At 63.7% G+C, this 16992-nt stretch carries 14 protein-coding genes; 6 read left to right on the top strand and 8 right to left on the bottom strand.

The window, feature by feature from the left end; all coding sequences use genetic code 11:
* Both M1E16_RS09120 and M1E16_RS09115 read right to left on the bottom strand, forming a co-directional pair.
* Positions 1-1239, bottom strand: a complete 1239-nt coding sequence (locus tag M1E16_RS09120) for a M20/M25/M40 family metallo-hydrolase (protein WP_434695247.1) — start codon at positions 1237-1239, stop codon at positions 1-3.
* Between the two features lie 76 nt (positions 1240-1315).
* Entirely contained in the window at positions 1316-2395 is a 1080-nt protein-coding gene (locus tag M1E16_RS09115; protein WP_458129691.1) for a diguanylate cyclase, read from the bottom strand.
* A gap of 203 nt (positions 2396-2598) precedes the next feature.
* Between M1E16_RS09115 and M1E16_RS09110 the strand changes: the two genes are divergently transcribed.
* The 6 genes from M1E16_RS09110 (at position 2599) to M1E16_RS09085 (ending at position 9742) form a co-directional block, all read left to right on the top strand.
* On the top strand, positions 2599-3528 hold the full coding sequence (locus tag M1E16_RS09110; RefSeq protein ID WP_434695249.1) for an alpha/beta fold hydrolase: 930 nt from the start codon (positions 2599-2601) through the stop codon (positions 3526-3528).
* Positions 3529-3679: 151 nt separating this feature from the next.
* Positions 3680-5179, top strand: a complete 1500-nt coding sequence (gene glcD, locus M1E16_RS09105) for a glycolate oxidase subunit GlcD (protein WP_458129690.1) — start codon at positions 3680-3682, stop codon at positions 5177-5179.
* On the top strand, positions 5179-6237 hold the full coding sequence (gene glcE, locus M1E16_RS09100) for a glycolate oxidase subunit GlcE (protein WP_458129689.1): 1059 nt from the start codon (positions 5179-5181) through the stop codon (positions 6235-6237). Before glcD ends, glcE begins: the two co-directional genes overlap by 1 nt.
* On the top strand, positions 6238-7458 hold the full coding sequence (gene glcF / locus M1E16_RS09095) for a glycolate oxidase subunit GlcF (RefSeq protein ID WP_458129688.1): 1221 nt from the start codon (positions 6238-6240) through the stop codon (positions 7456-7458).
* A gap of 88 nt (positions 7459-7546) precedes the next feature.
* The gene (gene hglS / locus M1E16_RS09090) at positions 7547-8923 is read left to right on the top strand and encodes a 2-oxoadipate dioxygenase/decarboxylase HglS (RefSeq protein ID WP_458129687.1); all 1377 of its coding nucleotides are present in this window, start codon (positions 7547-7549) and stop codon (positions 8921-8923) included.
* A 300-nt stretch (positions 8924-9223) separates the two neighbouring features.
* Positions 9224-9742 (top strand): Hcp family type VI secretion system effector, encoded by a 519-nt coding sequence (locus M1E16_RS09085; protein WP_458129686.1) that lies wholly within the window; start codon positions 9224-9226, stop codon positions 9740-9742.
* A gap of 175 nt (positions 9743-9917) precedes the next feature.
* Here M1E16_RS09085 and M1E16_RS09080 read toward each other — a convergent pair whose 3' ends face one another.
* The 6 genes from M1E16_RS09080 to M1E16_RS09055 form a co-directional block, all read right to left on the bottom strand.
* Positions 9918-10088: a hypothetical protein gene (locus M1E16_RS09080; RefSeq protein WP_434569109.1), complete on the bottom strand. Its 171-nt coding sequence runs from the start codon at positions 10086-10088 to the stop codon at positions 9918-9920.
* Between the two features lie 186 nt (positions 10089-10274).
* Positions 10275-10517 (bottom strand): hypothetical protein, encoded by a 243-nt coding sequence (locus M1E16_RS09075; protein WP_458129685.1) that lies wholly within the window; start codon positions 10515-10517, stop codon positions 10275-10277.
* A gap of 65 nt (positions 10518-10582) precedes the next feature.
* Positions 10583-11653 (bottom strand): lipocalin-like domain-containing protein, encoded by a 1071-nt coding sequence (locus tag M1E16_RS09070; protein ID WP_458129684.1) that lies wholly within the window; start codon positions 11651-11653, stop codon positions 10583-10585.
* On the bottom strand, positions 11643-14114 hold the full coding sequence (locus M1E16_RS09065) for an FtsX-like permease family protein (protein ID WP_458129683.1): 2472 nt from the start codon (positions 14112-14114) through the stop codon (positions 11643-11645). Before M1E16_RS09065 ends, M1E16_RS09070 begins: the two co-directional genes overlap by 11 nt.
* Positions 14111-14779 carry an ABC transporter ATP-binding protein gene (locus M1E16_RS09060; RefSeq protein WP_305495727.1) on the bottom strand — a complete coding sequence of 223 codons (669 nt, stop codon included), beginning with the start codon at positions 14777-14779 and terminating at the stop codon, positions 14111-14113. Before M1E16_RS09060 ends, M1E16_RS09065 begins: the two co-directional genes overlap by 4 nt.
* Before the next feature lie 223 nt (positions 14780-15002).
* On the bottom strand, positions 15003-16700 hold the full coding sequence (locus tag M1E16_RS09055) for a sulfatase-like hydrolase/transferase (RefSeq protein WP_458129682.1): 1698 nt from the start codon (positions 16698-16700) through the stop codon (positions 15003-15005).
* Between the last annotated feature and the right edge of the window lie 292 nt (positions 16701-16992).

Raw genomic sequence — 16992 nt, 5'->3', positions numbered from 1 at the left:
CTACCGTGCCGCCAACTCCATGATCATTCGCGTCAGCAGATAAATCCTCGGTACCACGCTCTCGACCTCGGCATATTCCTCGGGCGTATGGATATTGCCGCCGACGATGCCAAAGCCGTCCAGCGTCGGTGTACCAACGCCGGCGGACAGGCTGGCGTCCGCCGCGCCGCCGCTGCCTTCCTCGGTCAGTTTGCGGCCCAGCTCGCCATAGATGCCCTGGGCCATGGCCATCAACCGGTCCGACTCGGCGGTCTGTGGCATGGGCGGCAAGCCGCGCTGCAGGCTGGTGGTGACTTCGGTGTCGGCGATCAGCTTGTCCTTCGAGACCCGGGCCAGGTCTTTTTCGATGCGGTCGAATTCTTCCGGCACCGCTGCGCGCACATCGGCCTTGGCGCTGGCCTGGTCGGGAATCACGTTGGTCCGGTCACCGGCCTTGAGCACGGTGAAGTTGATGGTGGTCTTCTTTTCCGCGTCGCCCAGCTTGCCCAGTTGCAGTATCTGATGCGCCGCTTCCATTGCCGCGTTACGCCCCAGTTCCGGTGCGACGCCGGCGTGGGCCGCCTTGCCCCTGACCTCCACCAGCGCGGTTGCGCTGCCCTTGCGCCACACCACCAGGCCGTCGGCCGGGCGCCCCGGTTCAAGGTTGAGGGTCACGTCATGGGCCTTGGCGGTTTTCTTGATCAGGTCGGTGGCGACGTCCGAACCGGTCTCTTCGCTGGCATCGAGCAGGAACGTGATCTGCGCGTAATTCTTGAAATCCAGGTTCTTCAGCACCTTCAGCGCATAGATGCCCGCGACGATGCCGCCCTTGTCATCCATCACCCCCGGCCCGTAGGCGCGGCCATCCTTGATATGGAAGGGACGTTCGGCCGCCGAGCCTTCCTTGAACACCGTGTCCATATGGGCCATCAGCAGGATTTTCGCCTTGCCGGTGCCCTTGAAGGTCGCCAGGACATGGTGGGTGCCGTCCGAATTGGGCACCTTTTCGATGGTGGCGCCGAGCTTCTGCAACTCGTCGATGGCGATGTCGCCGACCTGGGTCAGCCCCGGCACATAGCCGGAACCGGAGTCGATGTTCACCAGGCGTTCAAGCAGTTTCAGCGCCTCGCCCTTGTACTGCTCGGCATCGGCCAGCACCTGTTGATGGGGCTGCGCCAGGGCCGCTGGGGCGAAGGCGCCGAGTGCCAGGCTCAGGCCGAGGCTGACGGCGAGACGGGAGCGACGAACGATAACGGTCATGAGTTCATCCTTGTTTCATCTGGAAAGCATCATCGGGAAGGTCAACCAGCACCCTACCCGACAATGCGCCAAGGCTCTAGACCGCGGACGCCTCCAGCACCGGCCGATGTCGCTGACAGACAACCCGGTTGCGTCCGCTGGTCTTGGCTTCATAGAGCATCTGGTCGGCGTCGTCGAGCCAGGCGGTCGCATCGGCATAATCCGCCGTGAAGGCCGCCAGGCCGATACTCAGGCTCACTTTCAGCGCCGGGTCACGTTCGTAGTCCTGCGCGGTGAAGCGTTCGCGTAGCCCCTCCATCGCCTGCACCGCGCTGAGCAGCGTCAGGTCCGGCAGAATCACCCCGAACTCGTCGCCGCCATAGCGCCCGACGATGTCCGTGGCCCGCAGGTTCTGCCCCAGCAGCTTACCGAGCTGACGCAGCACGACATCTCCGGCGCCATGGCCGTAGGTGTCATTGATGGCTTTGAAGTGGTCGATATCGATCAGCGCGATCACGCCATGCCCTGCCCCGCCCGGTGACTGGCGTCGGCAATGCTGGAATGCCTCGTTGAGCCGGTCCTTCCAGGCGCCATGGTTGAGCAGGCCGGTCAGGCTGTCGGTACGGCTCAGGGCCAGCAATTCGCGTTTCTGTCGGCCCAGGGTGTGCGCCTGGCGAAAGCAGATCCAGCCCAGCGCCAGCGGGTACAGGCACAGCAACGGCAAGCAGGCGTATAGCTGCGCCGGGCTGGTCATGGGCACGCTGGCAAAGGGGAACATGAATATCCCGACGGTGATACCGGCAACCTGGGCCACAGCCCCGACCAACAGGAAACGCAGGCCGCCGATGGCCACGTTGTTCATTGCCATCATCGCCAGCGTCACGGCGGTGGGCAGCGGGTTGAATTGCATCGCGGCGACCCAGAAGCCACCGAGGAAGGCGTCGATCACCAGGTTGCGGTGCTCGGCATGGTACGGCACCGTCGAACGACGGGCCCATTGGTAGGACACGTGCGGCCAGAGCAACCCGTTGAACAGCATGAAGCCCCAGACCCAGGGCGCCGGGTCGAGGGGATAGAGCGCGGCGCTCACCACCAGCAACCCCAGCGCCAGGCCGAGGATTCGGGATGTGTAGAGCCTCCTGGCCAGCGACAGTCCCTTTTTTCCCGTTTTATGCATAGAGGCCTCTGCACCACCGGTCTCCCGGGGCCGGGATAGGTTTTGGGCAGTCTATCAGGGCGAGGTCAAATAGCCACTATCGATGCAGGGGTATTTATTCCGACCGACCAGCGTGGTTCCCCGCGGATTTTGGCTATACATGAAAAAGGGAAATTCGTTGGTACAGGGTCTCGATCGCCTTGTCCTGATATGGAGGCAACAACATGCTGGTGTTGTGGGTGGTCCTTGCGGTGTTCATCGCCTGGAGCTGGTTGACGTATCCGGGCATCGGCCATGTGCTGTATGACCTGGGCATGGCGCTGGAGGCGCGTCTCTACCGGCTGCACAAAATTACCGTGCCCATCAGCGAAATGACGGTGTCGACCTGGCAGGGCGGGCCCTATGAAGCGTCCGGCAGCGTGCTGATGCTGCATGGCTACAGCGCCGACAAGAACCTCTGGTTGCGCTTCGCCCGGTATTTCGTTGGCGATTACCGGGTGGTGATTCCCGACCTGGCAGGCCATGGCGAAACCGGCTTCAAGGCCGGCGGCGGTTATGACATCCCGACCCAGGCGCGGCGAGTGATCGAGTTGCTCGATGCCTGTGGCCTGGACAAGGTCCATGTGATCGGCAACTCCATGGGTGGTTACCTCGCAGCCTGGCTGGCGGCGACGTCGCCTGAGCGGGTGCTGACCCTGGCGCTGATCGATCCGGCCGGTGTCACCGCCCCCGAACCCAGCGACATGGAACGCCACTTGGCCGCCGGTCACAACCCGTTCCTGGTTGATTCTCGAGACGATTTCGCGCCGTTCTACGCCATGACCATGGCCTCGCCGCCCTGGCTGCCCAGTGTAGTGCTGGCGGCGCTGGCCGAGCGTTATGAACAGCGCCGGGAGGAATTGGCGGAGATCTTCGTCGATTTACGCGCCAGCCCACCCATGGAACCGCGCCTGGCCGACATCCGCGCCCCTTCGTTGCTACTCTGGGGGCGCAAGGACCGGTTGATCGACGTCAGCAGCGTACCGGTATGGAGCAAGGGCATCACCGACCTCAGGGTGGAAATCTGGGACGGGGTCGGGCATATGCCGATGGTTGAAAAACCGGGCAAGACTGCGGCGTTATACCGGGATTTTTTGAAGGGGTTGGGGCAGTGAAGTCAGCCGGGTTGAAGTACCGTGGCGAGGGAGCTCGCTCCCGCTGGACTGCGCAGCAGGCCCAGGTTTTTTGTTTTTACACAAAATTTTGGGGCCGCTTCGCAGCCCAGCGGGAGCAAGCTCCCTCGCCACAGGTTGAGGCAATCATCCGATGAACATCCTCTACGACGAGCAGCTCGACGGCCCGCTGCCGAAAGTGCCCAAGCAGGCCCTGCTCGACGCCATGCAGGCACGCATTCCGGACCTGGATATCCTGCACCGCGACGAAGACCTCAGGCCCTACGAATGCGATGGGCTGTCTGCCTACCGGACCACGCCCCTGCTGGTCGTGCTGCCGCGGCGGGTCGAGCAGGTGCAGGCCTTGCTCACGCTGTGCCATGAACAGAATGTACCGGTGGTGGCCAGGGGCGCCGGGACCGGCCTGTCCGGTGGCGCCCTGCCCCTGCAAAGCGGCGTGTTGCTGGTCATGGCGCGCTTCAACCAGATCCTGCACATCGACCCCGACGCCCGCACCGCGCGCCTGCAACCAGGGGTGCGCAACCTGGCGATATCCCAGGCGGCCGCGCCGTTCGGGTTGTACTACGCGCCGGACCCTTCCTCGCAGATCGCCTGCTCCATCGGCGGCAACGTCGCAGAGAACGCCGGTGGCGTGCATTGCCTGAAATACGGCCTGACGGTGCACAACCTGCTGAAGCTGGAAATCCTCACCATCGAAGGCGAACGCCTGGTGCTGGGCAGCGAGGCCCTGGACTCGCCAGGCCTGGACCTGCTGGCATTGTTCACCGGCTCCGAAGGCCTGCTGGGGATCATCACCGAAGTCACCGTCAAGCTGTTGCCCCGTCCCCAGGTTGCCAGGGTGTTGCTGGCCAGTTTTGATTCGGTGGACAAGGCCGGACGAGCGGTGGCCGAGATCATCGCAGCCGGGATCATCCCCGGCGGCCTGGAAATGATGGACAACCTGGCGATCCGCGCCGCCGAGGATTTCATCCACGCCGGCTATCCGGTCGACGCCGAAGCGATCCTGCTGTGCGAGCTCGATGGCGTCGAGGCCGATGTCCACGATGACTGCGAACGGGTCCGCCAAGTGCTGCAACGGGCCGGCGCCACCGAGGTGCGCCTGGCCCGGGACGAGGCCGAACGCCTGCGGTTCTGGGCCGGACGCAAGAATGCGTTTCCGGCGGTAGGCCGCCTGGCGCCGGACTATTACTGCATGGACGGGACCATCCCCCGGCGGGCATTGCCAGAAGTCTTGCAGCGCATCGCCAGCCTGGGCAGCGAACACGGCCTGCGGGTCGCCAACGTGTTCCATGCCGGCGACGGCAACATGCACCCGCTGATCCTGTTCGACGCCAACCAGCCGGGCGAGCTGGAGCGCGCCGAAACCCTGGGTGGGAAGATCCTCGAACTGTGCGTCCAGGTGGGCGGCAGCATCACCGGTGAACACGGCGTCGGCCGCGAAAAAATCAACCAGATGTGCAGCCAATTCAACAGCGACGAACTGCTGCTGTTCCACGCGGTGAAAGCCGCGTTCGATCCGCTTGGCCTGCTCAACCCCGGCAAGAACATACCGACCCTGAACCGCTGCGCTGAATTCGGCGCGATGCATATCCATGGCGGGCAATTGCCATTTGCTGAACTGGAGCGATTCTGATGACCGCGCAAGTCGACCGCGACGCCAGCGAGCTGCTGCTGGAGCAGGTCAACCGCGCCCGCGCGAGCGATACGCCGCTGCGCATCCAGGGCTCCAACAGCAAGGCTTTCCTGGGACGCCAGGTGGCCGGCGAGGTGCTGGACACCCGTGCGCATCGCGGGATCGTTGACTACGACCCCACGGAGCTGGTCATCACCGCCCGCGCCGGCACCCCGCTGCGGGAACTGTTGGCCGCGCTGGACGCCGCCGGGCAGCGGCTGCCCTGCGAGCCGCCGGCGTTCGGCGCGGACGCCACGGTGGGCGGCATGGTCGCCGCCGGATTGTCGGGGCCGCGCCGTCCGTGGGCCGGCTCGGTGCGCGACTATGTGCTCGGCACGCGGATGATCAGCGGCCACGGCCACCTGTTGCGCTTTGGCGGCGAGGTGATGAAAAACGTCGCCGGCTACGACCTGTCGCGCCTGCTGGCGGGCAGTTTCGGTTGCCTGGGGGTGATCACCGAAGTGTCCTTGAAAGTGCTGCCCAAGCCCCGCCACGGCTTGAGCATCCGCCTGGAAATGGACAGCCGCGAAGCCCTGGAAAAACTCGCCGAATGGGGCCGCCAACCCTTGCCCATCAGCGCCGCCAGCCACGACGGCGATTGTCTGCGCCTGCGCCTGGAAGGCGGCGAGGGTTCGGTCAGCGCGGCCCATCAGCGCCTGGGCGGCGAAGCCATCGACGATCAATACTGGACCGAGCTGAACGAACACCGCTCGCCATTCTTCGCTGAAGACCTGCCGCTGTGGCGCCTGTCGCTGCCCAACGCTACCGGCCCGCTCGACTTGCCCGGTGCGCAACTGATCGATTGGGCGGGCGCGCAGCGCTGGCTGAAAACCGACGCCGATACGGTCCAGGCCCTGGCGCGGGAATGGGGCGGCCATGCCGTCTGCTATCGTCCTGGCGCAACCGCAACGCCGTTCCAACCGTTGGCCCCGGCGCTGCTGCGCTACCACCGTCAACTCAAGGCGAAGCTTGATCCCCAGGGCCTGTTCAATCCTGGCCGAATGTACGCGGAGTTCTAGATGCAGACCCGGTTCAGTGAAACAAGCCAACGCCTGCCTCGCGCCGAAGAGGCCGAACGGATCCTGCGCAGTTGCGTGCATTGCGGCTTCTGCAACGCCACCTGCCCCACTTACCAGTTGCTCGGCGATGAACTGGACGGCCCGCGCGGACGCATCTACCTGATCAAGCAGGTGCTCGAAGGCCAGCCGCCAACCGCCAGCACCCAACTGCACCTCGATCGCTGCCTGTCGTGCCGCAACTGCGAAACCACCTGTCCGTCCGGCGTCGATTATCACAACCTGCTGGACATCGGCCGGGCCGTGGTCGACGCGGCCGTACCCCGCCCCGCCGGCCAACGGGCCCTGCGTCTCGGCTTGCGGGGCCTGGCCACGAGTCCCGAACGATTCAAGAATCTGCTGCGCCTGGGAACGCTATTCCGCCCGCTGCTGCCGGCGAACCTGGAGGCCAAGTTGCCACGGTCGGCGGCGTCCCCCGGCACGCGCCCGGCCGTGCGGCATTCGCGCCGCGTGCTGATGCTCGAAGGCTGCGTGCAGCCGGGCCTGTCGCCCAACACCAACGCGGCCGCCGCCCGGGTGCTGGACCGGCTCGGCATCAGCGTCGTTGCCAGCCCTGAAGCCGGCTGTTGCGGCGCGTTGGATTATCATCTCGACGCTCAACCCACCGGGTTGGACCGCGCCCGACGCAACATCGATGCCTGGTGGCCGCACCTGCAGGACGGCGCCGAGGCGATCGTCCAGACCGCCAGCGGCTGCGGCGCGTTTATCAAGGATTACGGGCATCTGTTGGAACACGATCCCGCCTATGCCGCCAAGGCGAAACACGTCAGCGAACGCGCGCTGGACCTGGTGCAGGTACTCGGCAACGAACCGCTGGAAGCAATCTGCGCCGCCAGGGATCAACGCATCGCCGTCCATTGCCCCTGCACCTTGCAGCACGCGCAGAAACTCGGTGGCGCCGTCGAAGCCCTGCTCACAAGGCTGGGCTTCAACCTCACCGAGGTGCCCGACGGCCACCTGTGCTGCGGCTCGGCCGGGGCCTATTCGCTGACCCAGCCGGCGCTGGCGCGACAATTGCGGGACAACCGTCTCAACGCGCTGGAAAGCGGCCGGCCGGAGCTGATCGTCACCGCCAATGTCGGCTGCCAGAGCCACCTTGACGGTGCCGGTCGCACGCCCGTGCGGCACTGGATCGAGCTGGTGGATCAGTCCCTGGCAGAATGAAGTCGTGAAGATTCTTCGTTTGCCGGCACTGGCGAAGGCTGCGATCTTTTGTCCATCTTTCCCACAGCCCTCGCCAGGAATTCCCACGATGAGCTTCGTCAGCCCCGACCTGATCCGCCAACGCTTCTCCAAGGCGATGTCCGACATGTACCGCGACGAAGTACCGCTGTACGGCGCGTTGATGAACCTGGTGGAGCAAACCAACGCCCGGGTGTTGGGAAACGATCCGCAACTGGCCGAACACCTGCGCAACACCGGCGAACTGCAGCGCCTGGACCTGGAACGGCATGGCGCGATCCGCGTCGGCACCGCCGCCGAGCTGGCGATGCTGGGTCGGCTGTTCGCGGTCATGGGCATGCAGCCGGTGGGCTATTACGATCTCACGCCAGCCGGGGTGCCGGTGCACTCCACAGCGTTTCGCGCCGTGCATGAGGCCGCACTGCAAGTCAGCCCCTTTCGCGTGTTCACTTCGCTGTTGCGCCTGGAGCTGATTGAAAACGCCGAGCTTCGGGCCTTTGCCGAATCGGTGCTGGGCAAACGGCAGATCTTTACCCCCGGTGCCCTTGAACTCATCGAGTTGGCCGAACGTCAGGGCGGCCTGACCGAGCCCCAGGCCGAGGAGTTCGTGCTGCAAGCGCTGGAAACCTTTCGCTGGCACCACAGCGCCACCGTCACCGCCGAACAATACCGTCAACTGAGCGCCCAGCATCGGCTGATCGCCGACGTGGTGGCGTTCAAGGGCCCGCATATCAATCATCTGACGCCGCGCACCCTGGACATCGACATTGTCCAGGCCCAAATGCCGGTGCATGGCATCACGCCCAAGGCCGTGATCGAAGGCCCGCCCCGTCGCCAGTGCCCCATCCTGCTGCGCCAGACCAGTTTCAAGGCGCTCGATGAACCCGTCGCGTTCACCGACCAGCCACAATCCCAGGGCAGCCACAGCGCCCGGTTTGGCGAAATCGAGCAACGTGGCGCGGCGCTCACGCCCAAGGGCCGGGCGCTCTACGATCAACTGCTGAACGCGGCGCGGGACGCCCTGGGCGCGTTTCCCAACGAAGCCAATGCCGAACGCTACAACGCGCTGATGGCTGAACACTTCGCCGACTTCCCTGACACCCTCGACGAACTGCGCCGACAAGCACTCGCGTACTTTCGCTATTTCGTGACGCCAGCGGGGCTGGCCGCCAAGGGCGCGATTGAACGGTCGAGCTCGCTGGAGCACTTGCTCGAACAGCAATACCTGCGCGCCGAACCCTTGGTGTACGAAGATTTCCTTCCGGTCAGCGCCGCCGGCATCTTCCAGTCGAACCTGGGCGATGCCGCGCAGAATCACTACGCCGGACAGTCCAATCGGCATGCCTTCGAAACGGCGCTGGAGCGGCCGACCATCGATGAACTGGGGCTGTATGCCGAGACGCAGCAGCGCTCCGTCGATGAATGTCTGCATACGCTGGGGCTCTGAAAACCAGCGCAGGAAGGAGAAGCAGCAAGTTGCGCAAGTCCGACCGCATCATCCGCTCGACTTACGCGCCTTGCTCCCGGCAACACGGTGCCTCGTGCTTGGGCAGATCAATGCGAGGCAGCGTGCAGCCGTTTGCGTGATTTGCCGGGCGCGCGAGCCGACGCTCGCCCCGAAAACAAGCTAACACCTTGATCTGGCTGTATTTTCTTGCCGATGGCACGGCTCTTGATAACGCTCAGACCGCCTCAGGACGATTCGCGTCCCGGGGCTTCTCAGTTTATCCAGGAAGGAGAGCATCCATTGGCTACCCCCGCTTACATGTCCGTCACCGGTGAAAAACAAGGCCTGATCACTGCCGGTGCATTCAGCGCTGACTCGGTTGGCAATACCTATCAGGAAGGCCATGAAGACCAGGTCATGGTGCAGGCCGTCCAGCACGAGATGACCATCCCCCGCGACCCTCAATCGGGCCAGCCCACCGGCCAGCGCCTGCACAAACCCTTGGTCATCACCAAGGTCTTCGACAAGGCTTCGCCTCTTCTGCTGCAGGCCCTGAACAGCGGCGAACGGATGACCGAGGTTGTAATCCACTGGTACCGCACGTCGGCCCAAGGCACCCAGGAGCACTACTACACCACCAAGCTGGAGGATGCGATCATCGTCGACATGAAAGATTACATGCTCACGTGCCAAGACCCGGGCAACAGCCACTTTACCCATCTGCAGGACGTTCATTTCAGCTACCGAAAAATCACCTGGACTCACGAGGTCAGCGGCACTTCTGGCTCGGATGACTGGCGCACCCCGGTAGCCGGCTGAGTCATGCAGGTGTTCGCCCAGTGTGACGGCCTCGGCATTCCATGCACTGGTAAAGAGCCTGGCACTGGGCGAACGAAAACAATGATAGTGGAGCTTGCCGGGTCTGTCCGTGAGGCCCGCTTAAATAATTATTCACGTAGCGTGGCGAGGGACCTTGTTTCTCGCCACCCAGGATTCAATCGCGCCGTGCGGTTTTTTGCGCATCGGTTTCCTGCGCCTCGGCATTGCCTTGCTGTTCTCGCTTGGCCGGGTCGTTCGGTCGTAGCGCGTCGTTGTCTCGCTCCACTTCGCCGGGCAACGCCGGCTCGTCGGGGTTGTGTTGGGTCTGATCGGGACCGGGCTTCATGGTGGACTCCTTGGGTGGTGGTGCCATCTGCTGGCGTTTGGCTGGAGGGCGGCGAGGGCTGCCTCCAGGACCGGGTTGTCTTCTTCGCGAGCAGGCTCGCTCCCACATTGGGATGCACTCTCTGTGGCAGAGCCTGCTCACGCTTCTGTGGGAGCGAGCCTGCTCGCGAAGGCGGCCCTCGAAGAATCAGGCGTCAGGATCGGCCACTTCCTCCGCCACATTCGCATCCGGCGAGCGCTGGTGTAGTTCCTCGGCCTTGGTCTTCAATTCCTGCCAACGCTCCAGGTCAATGGCTCCCTGGCCGAACAGGTCGTCCGCCAGCCGCGTCAGCTCGGTGAGATGAACGTCGGGCGACTGCTGGAAGTAGGCCTTGTCGTCGAACAGCCGCTGCCAGTCGGCCAGCGACGGAGGTTTCAGGTCATCGCTCATGAGGGGCTCCCGCGAAGCATTCATAAGGTATGAGAGGCAACGAATGTCGGGAGTTCCGGTGATTGTCAGTAGCCGGTCATTTCCAGGTAGCCGATGCCGCCACGATTGCCGCTCAGTTGTACCGGCCCTTCCCAATAGGGGATTCGCAGGTGCATCCAGGCATCGGGGTTCAGCGCCCGAGTGGTGATTTCGAGCTGCCGGGTGGGGATCCTGATCGACCAGCGCACCGGCATCGAGCGGCCGGCAACCTCGGCGGTGTCCAGCGGCTCGAGGCTGATTTCGCTGGCGCTCAGTGTCGTTGCCTGGCCCTGGGCGTCGATCCAGGTACCGGTGAGGTACGGCGCGCCTTTCTTGTGCCGCATGCGGTAGAGCATGACGTGTTCGCCATTATCCAGATGCAGGGAAAACCAGTCCCATCCGGTCTGGTTTTCGGTCAGGGGCTGGCTGCTCCATTCACGGTCGAGCCAGGCCGGACCGCTGACCTGATAGCGCTGGCCATCGATTTCCAGATGACCGTTGGCCTGGAAGAAGGGTTGGCTGTAGTAATACGACGCCTGGCCCTGCGCGGATTTCTGGCTGAAACCCTGGTCGCCTTGCAGGACCAAGGGGCGTGTCGAGGTGAGCTGCAGCTCATAGCTGAAACGCGCATCCCGCGCCTTGAGCTGCATCGCCGCCAGGGGATCAGTACCCGCGCTTCGGGTGGTCAATTGCCAATCGTCGATCCAGGCATCGAACGGGGTCGTGCGCACTCCGGCCTGCCCCACTCCCCCGCGGGCATAACGTTCGGCGGCGTGATGGACGGTCGCGGAAGTGACCGCGGCGTGACCGAGCCAGATGGACTGGTTACGCCAGCCACTGGCCTGGGGAGCGGCATCCTGGCTGCTGCGGAACAACGTCCACTGCACGCCGAAATCCCGCCCCTCGGCATCCTTGAGATTAGCGGTGACGTACCACCACTCGATCCGAAACCCGTCATGGGCACCATGATCGGCCGGGAAACTGAACATGCGCCCCGGCACCACAGGCGTAAATGCAACGGCCTGGTTGCCGAGGCCGGCGAAACCTTTTTCCGGCGCCGACGAGTCGTCGCAGCCGCCGAGCAAGGCCAGCAGCATCAGGCCGATTCTAATTTTCATGGGCGAAGGTCCTGAGCAGATCCGCCGGTTGCGTGCGGTACAGCGCGTACAGCGGCCACGCCGACGCAAGCAACGTGGCGAACATCGCCAAGCCCAGCAACTGCGCCAATTGCAGCGGGAATACCCGCAACGGCAGGCGCCAGCCAAAAGCCTGCACGTTGATCACGGCGTCCAGGCACCAGGCCAGGGCGATGCCCAGCGGCACGGCCAGCAGCAGGGTCAGCAGCGCCAGCAGCCAGGTCTGGCCGAGGTTGAGCAGCATCAGTTGCCGACGCGTTACCCCCACTGCCCATAACGGCGCCAACTGACCGAGACGGCTCTGGCTCTGGGTCAGCAGGCTGATGAACAGCGCCACCCCGGCGACCGCCAGCGTCAGGCTGTTCAGCGCGGCGGTGGCGGCAAAGGTGCGTTCGAATACCTGGGTCGACCAACCCTTGAGGCGAGCCTGATCGACGATGCGACTGTCGTCCAGGCTGAAGCGGCTTTGCAACCCCGTCAGCAATGGCCCGATGGCGGCCGGCTCGATGCGCAGGTTGAAGCGGTTCGGCGTCAATTGCGGCCAGTGCGCCAGCAGATGATCAGCGTTGATCAGCACATGCCCCTTGGGATTGCCGTAGTCAGCATAAATCCCGACAACCCGAGGCGTCCACGGCCCTTGTGGGGTCGGCAGGGTCAACCGGTCGCCGACATCCACTTTCAGGCGCCGGGCCAGTTGTTCGCTGAGCATCAGCGTGTCGGCGCCGGCCAGTTGGTCCCAGGCCTGCTCACCGGCCGACTCCAGCAAGGGCCAGTGCAGGCGATAGGAAGGGTGATCGATGATGCCGTAGATATCCGTCGGCCAGCCTTGCAGAGGGACCGATACCTGCCAGTTCGGCAGCACGGCGCTGATACTCGGTTGTTGCTTGAGCCATTCGTACAACTGACCTGCCTGGGCCGGGGTCTGTGGGTTGATGTACAGCTCGGCGGTGAGCCGCTGTTCGAGCCAGTCGCTGAAGGTCTGGCGGAAACCGGCGGTCATGCTGCCAGCGCCGATATTCGCCGCCAGCGCCAGCAACAACGCCATCAGCGCCAGGCTCAACGTCGGCAACTGCTGGCGACAATCGGCGAGGAACCATTGGCCGAGCACGGAACGGTTGCCGCGCAACAACCGGTTCAACACAGCGTTGAGCAGCACCGGTAGCGCCAGCGCCGCGCCCAGCAACAACGCGGTCATCAGGACAAAACCGCTCGCCAGGCTGTCGCCCCAGACCAGCGCCGCCACCGCGATCAGCGCGGCCATCAGTGCCACCCCGCCCTGGCGCCGCAACCACCGCGCGTGGGCCTGGTGCCAGGCCTGAGGATTGGCCAGCGCCAGCAAGGGCAGGCGCGCCGCCCGCAACAGGCTTTGGCCCCCGGCCAGCAACGCACCGAGCAGGCCCAGGCCCACGCCGCCGAGCCACCACCAAAGGCTGAGGTGCAACTGCCCGGGCACTTCGGCGCCGTACAGACCGCGCAGGCTCGCCGCGACATCAGGCAATAGCAGGCTCGCCAGCCAGTAACCGCTGAGCACCCCGGCAACCCCGCCAAGCAAGGCCAACGCGCCCAACTCCAGCGCCAGGCTGGCGACCAGTACCCGCGCGCTGACGCCACAGGCGCGCAAGGTTCGCAGCAGGCTGCGCCGTTGTTCCAGCGCCAGGCCGATGGCGGCATGAACGATGAACAGTCCCACCACGAATGACAGGAACCCGAGTGCGTCGAGGTTCAAATGAAAGCTCTCGGTCAGGCGCGTCAAGTTGTTCTCCTCGTCCGCGTGCTTGTATTGCAGCAGGCCGTTGAACGCCTCGGGCAAGGCTGCGGTGAACGTGGCGGGCAACAGCAATCGCGAGACCTGCTCCGGCAATCCCAGGAGCTGCTGGGCGAAACCGATGTCCATCAGCAGCATGCCTGGCGCCATGTCCGGCTGTACGTGCAGCGGCGGCAAGGCCTGGCCATCGGCGCTGCGGGGCCGGTCGCCAGCCTTCAGCCCGAGGGCTTGCAATGTCTGCGGGGCGATCCAGGTACGACCGGGGCCGGTGAAGAAGTCCACCACCTCGGCAATCTCCCGCGCTTGCCCCGCCACGGCCGAACCCGGCGGCAGCGACACCGGGTCGATGCCCATCAATTGCAGGCGCTGGTCTTCGTGCCCCGCAAGCGTCAGCCGCCCTTGCAACACCGGCGATACGGGCCAGCCCTGGCGCCGCAGGTCGACAAACCATTGCTGAGGGAACGAGCCCCCGCCGGGAGCACTCAGGCTGGCCTGGGGTTCGCCGCCAATCAGCTGGCTGGCCCGGGCGTAGCTGTCCCGGGCCTGGCTGTTCAAGGCCTGCACGCCAGTGAGCAGGCTGGTGGCCAGCCAAAGCCCGGTCAACACACTGAAAAATTGCACTGGGTGTCGACGCCAGTGACTGAGCAGGGCCTTGAGGGTCTGGCGAAAGATCATCACGCCGGGCCCGCTTGCGCCAGGCGCCCGCCTTGCAATACCACGCGATGTGCCAGGCGCGCCGCCACCCGCTGGCTGTGGGTAACCATCAACAGGCTGGTGGGGCTGCCATCGAGCAATTCCAGGAGCAATTGCAGCACCTCGTCGCTGGTGGCTTCGTCGAGGCTGCCGGTGGGCTCATCCGCCAGCAACAACGGCGGACGTGACGCCAGCGCCCGGCCCAAGGCCACCCGCTGTTGCTGGCCGCCGGAAAGCTGCTCGGGATAACGCCGCAACAGCTCCGACAACCCGAGCCGCTGCACCAGATGCGCTTGCCACGTAGCGTCGAACCGACCGCAAAGGCGCGCCTGGAACGCGAGATTGTCTTCCACCGCAAGGCTGCTGATGAGATTGAACTGCTGGAACACCAGGCCGATCTCGGTGCGCCGCCAGTTCGCCAACTGGCTTTCGCTCATGTCTTCGAGCCGGTGCCCCGCGCTGTGGATGCTGCCCCGATCGACCTTGTCGAGGCCAGCGACCAGATGCAGCAAGGTACTCTTGCCGCTGCCGGATTCCCCCATCAGCGCCAGGCTGCTGCCGGGAGGCAGCGTCAAGTCGATACCTTGCAGCACCGCCAGGGGGCCTTGGGGCGTGGTGTAGCTTTTGAAGACGTTTCGGACCTCAAGCATGGGCAACTCGGCTGATCGACAAGGGCATCAGGATAGCGGAGGTTGCGCTGTGCGCAGAGTTCCAAAAACATGTGATGCGGGTTTGCTTATTCGCTTCCGGAATGTTCGGCGATTGATACTGCGCTTTCGCGAGCAGGCTCGCTCCCACAAGGGTTCTTCAGTGAACCTGATTCAATGTGGGAGCGAGCCTGCTCGCGAAGAGGCCTGTCCATTCAACCGCTGATCAATGCCCCACCGCCATTTCACCCTGAACCGGTTTCGGCGTAACGATGTTGCTCAGGTCAATCTGCTTCCACGCCGGCTTGGCCCCCAGCCGCGCATTAAACCGGTAGTTGAAGGTGAAGTCGTCTTCGGTCGGCTGGTCGAGGGATTTTCCATACAGCGCCGTGACGCCGGCCGACTCGTAGCCCATCAACCGCAGCAACGTCGGGAAGATGTTGTAGTGGCTGGAGCGGTCCTTGTTCTGCGCCCAGGCGCTGCGCCAATCGAGGGTCTGCAACCGGCTTCCCTGGATCACCAGCAACGGCACCAGCCCTTCTTCTTCCACCGGATCTCCGCCGCAATGGGTGTTGAGGCCGGGGTTGCCACGTTCGTGCAGGTCCTGGCCATGGTCGGAGGTGTAGATCAGCACCGCATTATCGAGATTGCCCTGACGGAAAAGACGTTGGAAAAATTCTCCGACGCTCCACAGCAAGGTGTTCTGGTAAGCATTGCGATACAGCGCCCAATCATCCGCCTCGCCACTGAAACCGTCGCGCCGGCCGGTTTCGGCCACCTCCTCGAATTGCCCTCGCGGCAAGGCCGGACGGTAAGTCATGAAAGCATCGGGGTATTTATCGTGGACTGGGAAATGCGCGCCGACTTTATTGACCACCACCAATTCGGCCCGGTCGTTTTCCATCAGTTCGATCAGTTTCGCCGCAGCCGCCATGTCACGGTCGCGCACACGGACCTGGTCGAACTGGACAAATTCGTCGATGTCCTGTTTTTCCAGCTCGGTCATCAGGTTCTGCCGCTTGCCGCCGGTGTTCTGCCCGTCGATATAGACGGTGCGCAACCCGGCGTTGCGGGCGTACTGCCAGATCGACGGCTGGGTGCTGTTGATGCGCATGTAGTCGCCACGGGTGCCGCCATAGCGCAGGGTAACGTTGGTATCCACGCTGCAATTGGCGATCGAGGCGGCGTAGCCGTAATTGAGGATTTCCACGCCGGGAGGGGGCGCCTTGAGGCCGGTGGAGACGCCGGACGGCGTGTTGATATCAAGATAATTCCCGCCAATGCTTTCGTCGATGATCAGCACGATATCGTGCCCGATTGCCGCTGTTTGCCGCACCAGGCTGACTGGCGCCCGTGGGCCCACGGTGTTGTGCACGGCTTCATAGATGAACAGGTTCAGATAGGCCAGCGGGGTGTACATGATCGGCAAACCGCGCGCGCCCTCGCCTGCCCGTACGAACAGCACGCCACTGAGCAGCAGCACGCCGAGCAATGGCGCAGTGATCGCGACGTAACCGGGCAACGGCAGACGCCGCCGGGGGTTCAGGCCGATCCCCAGCAGCAGCAACAAGCCCCCGGCAACCGCACTGATGATCACCTCGCGGTACTGATAAGCGGCTTCCTGGATGAACCCGCCGGAATAGACCATCGACACGAACTGGCTGTAGGTCAGGTAGCTGTCGGTTACGCGCGTGTAGACCTCGAAGAACACCGCCGAGGCAAACATCGCCAGGGCAAACAGATGCCGCACCAATGCCTGGCGAATGTACGCGGTCATCCACAGAGCCAGCACCAGCGCAACGAACATCGCGCCGAACAGCAGCGTTGCCAAGCCAAAACCCAACGCCGCAAGACGGTCGAGGTAATAGTCATGCGCCCTGAGCAGGTACAGCAGCAGTAGCAGTTCCTTGAGGTATCGCGCCATGTTTTTCCCAGCGTTACGAGGAGGTTGAAAACGGCTTGGTTTCTGCACACTAGCAGCAGGTTTGCAAAGCGCAAGAAAGCCGATCAACGGCCAATGCGTCAAAAAAAAGTTAGCTCAAAAATGACACCTAAAGCCAACAAAAAACATAAAAATCTATGGATGAATACCGTTCATCGGCTACTAAAACTCCTTTAAAGCCCTTTAAAAACGGCACTTTTCCAATTCCGTCAAGGACTTGATATCAAAAAGCCCTACTCTTTCGAGTTTACCAACAGTGACAACTGTCATTTTG

This window comes from Pseudomonas sp. Z2-11 (assembly GCF_054161305.1).
This window is presented reverse-complemented; position numbering and strand designations above follow the sequence as displayed.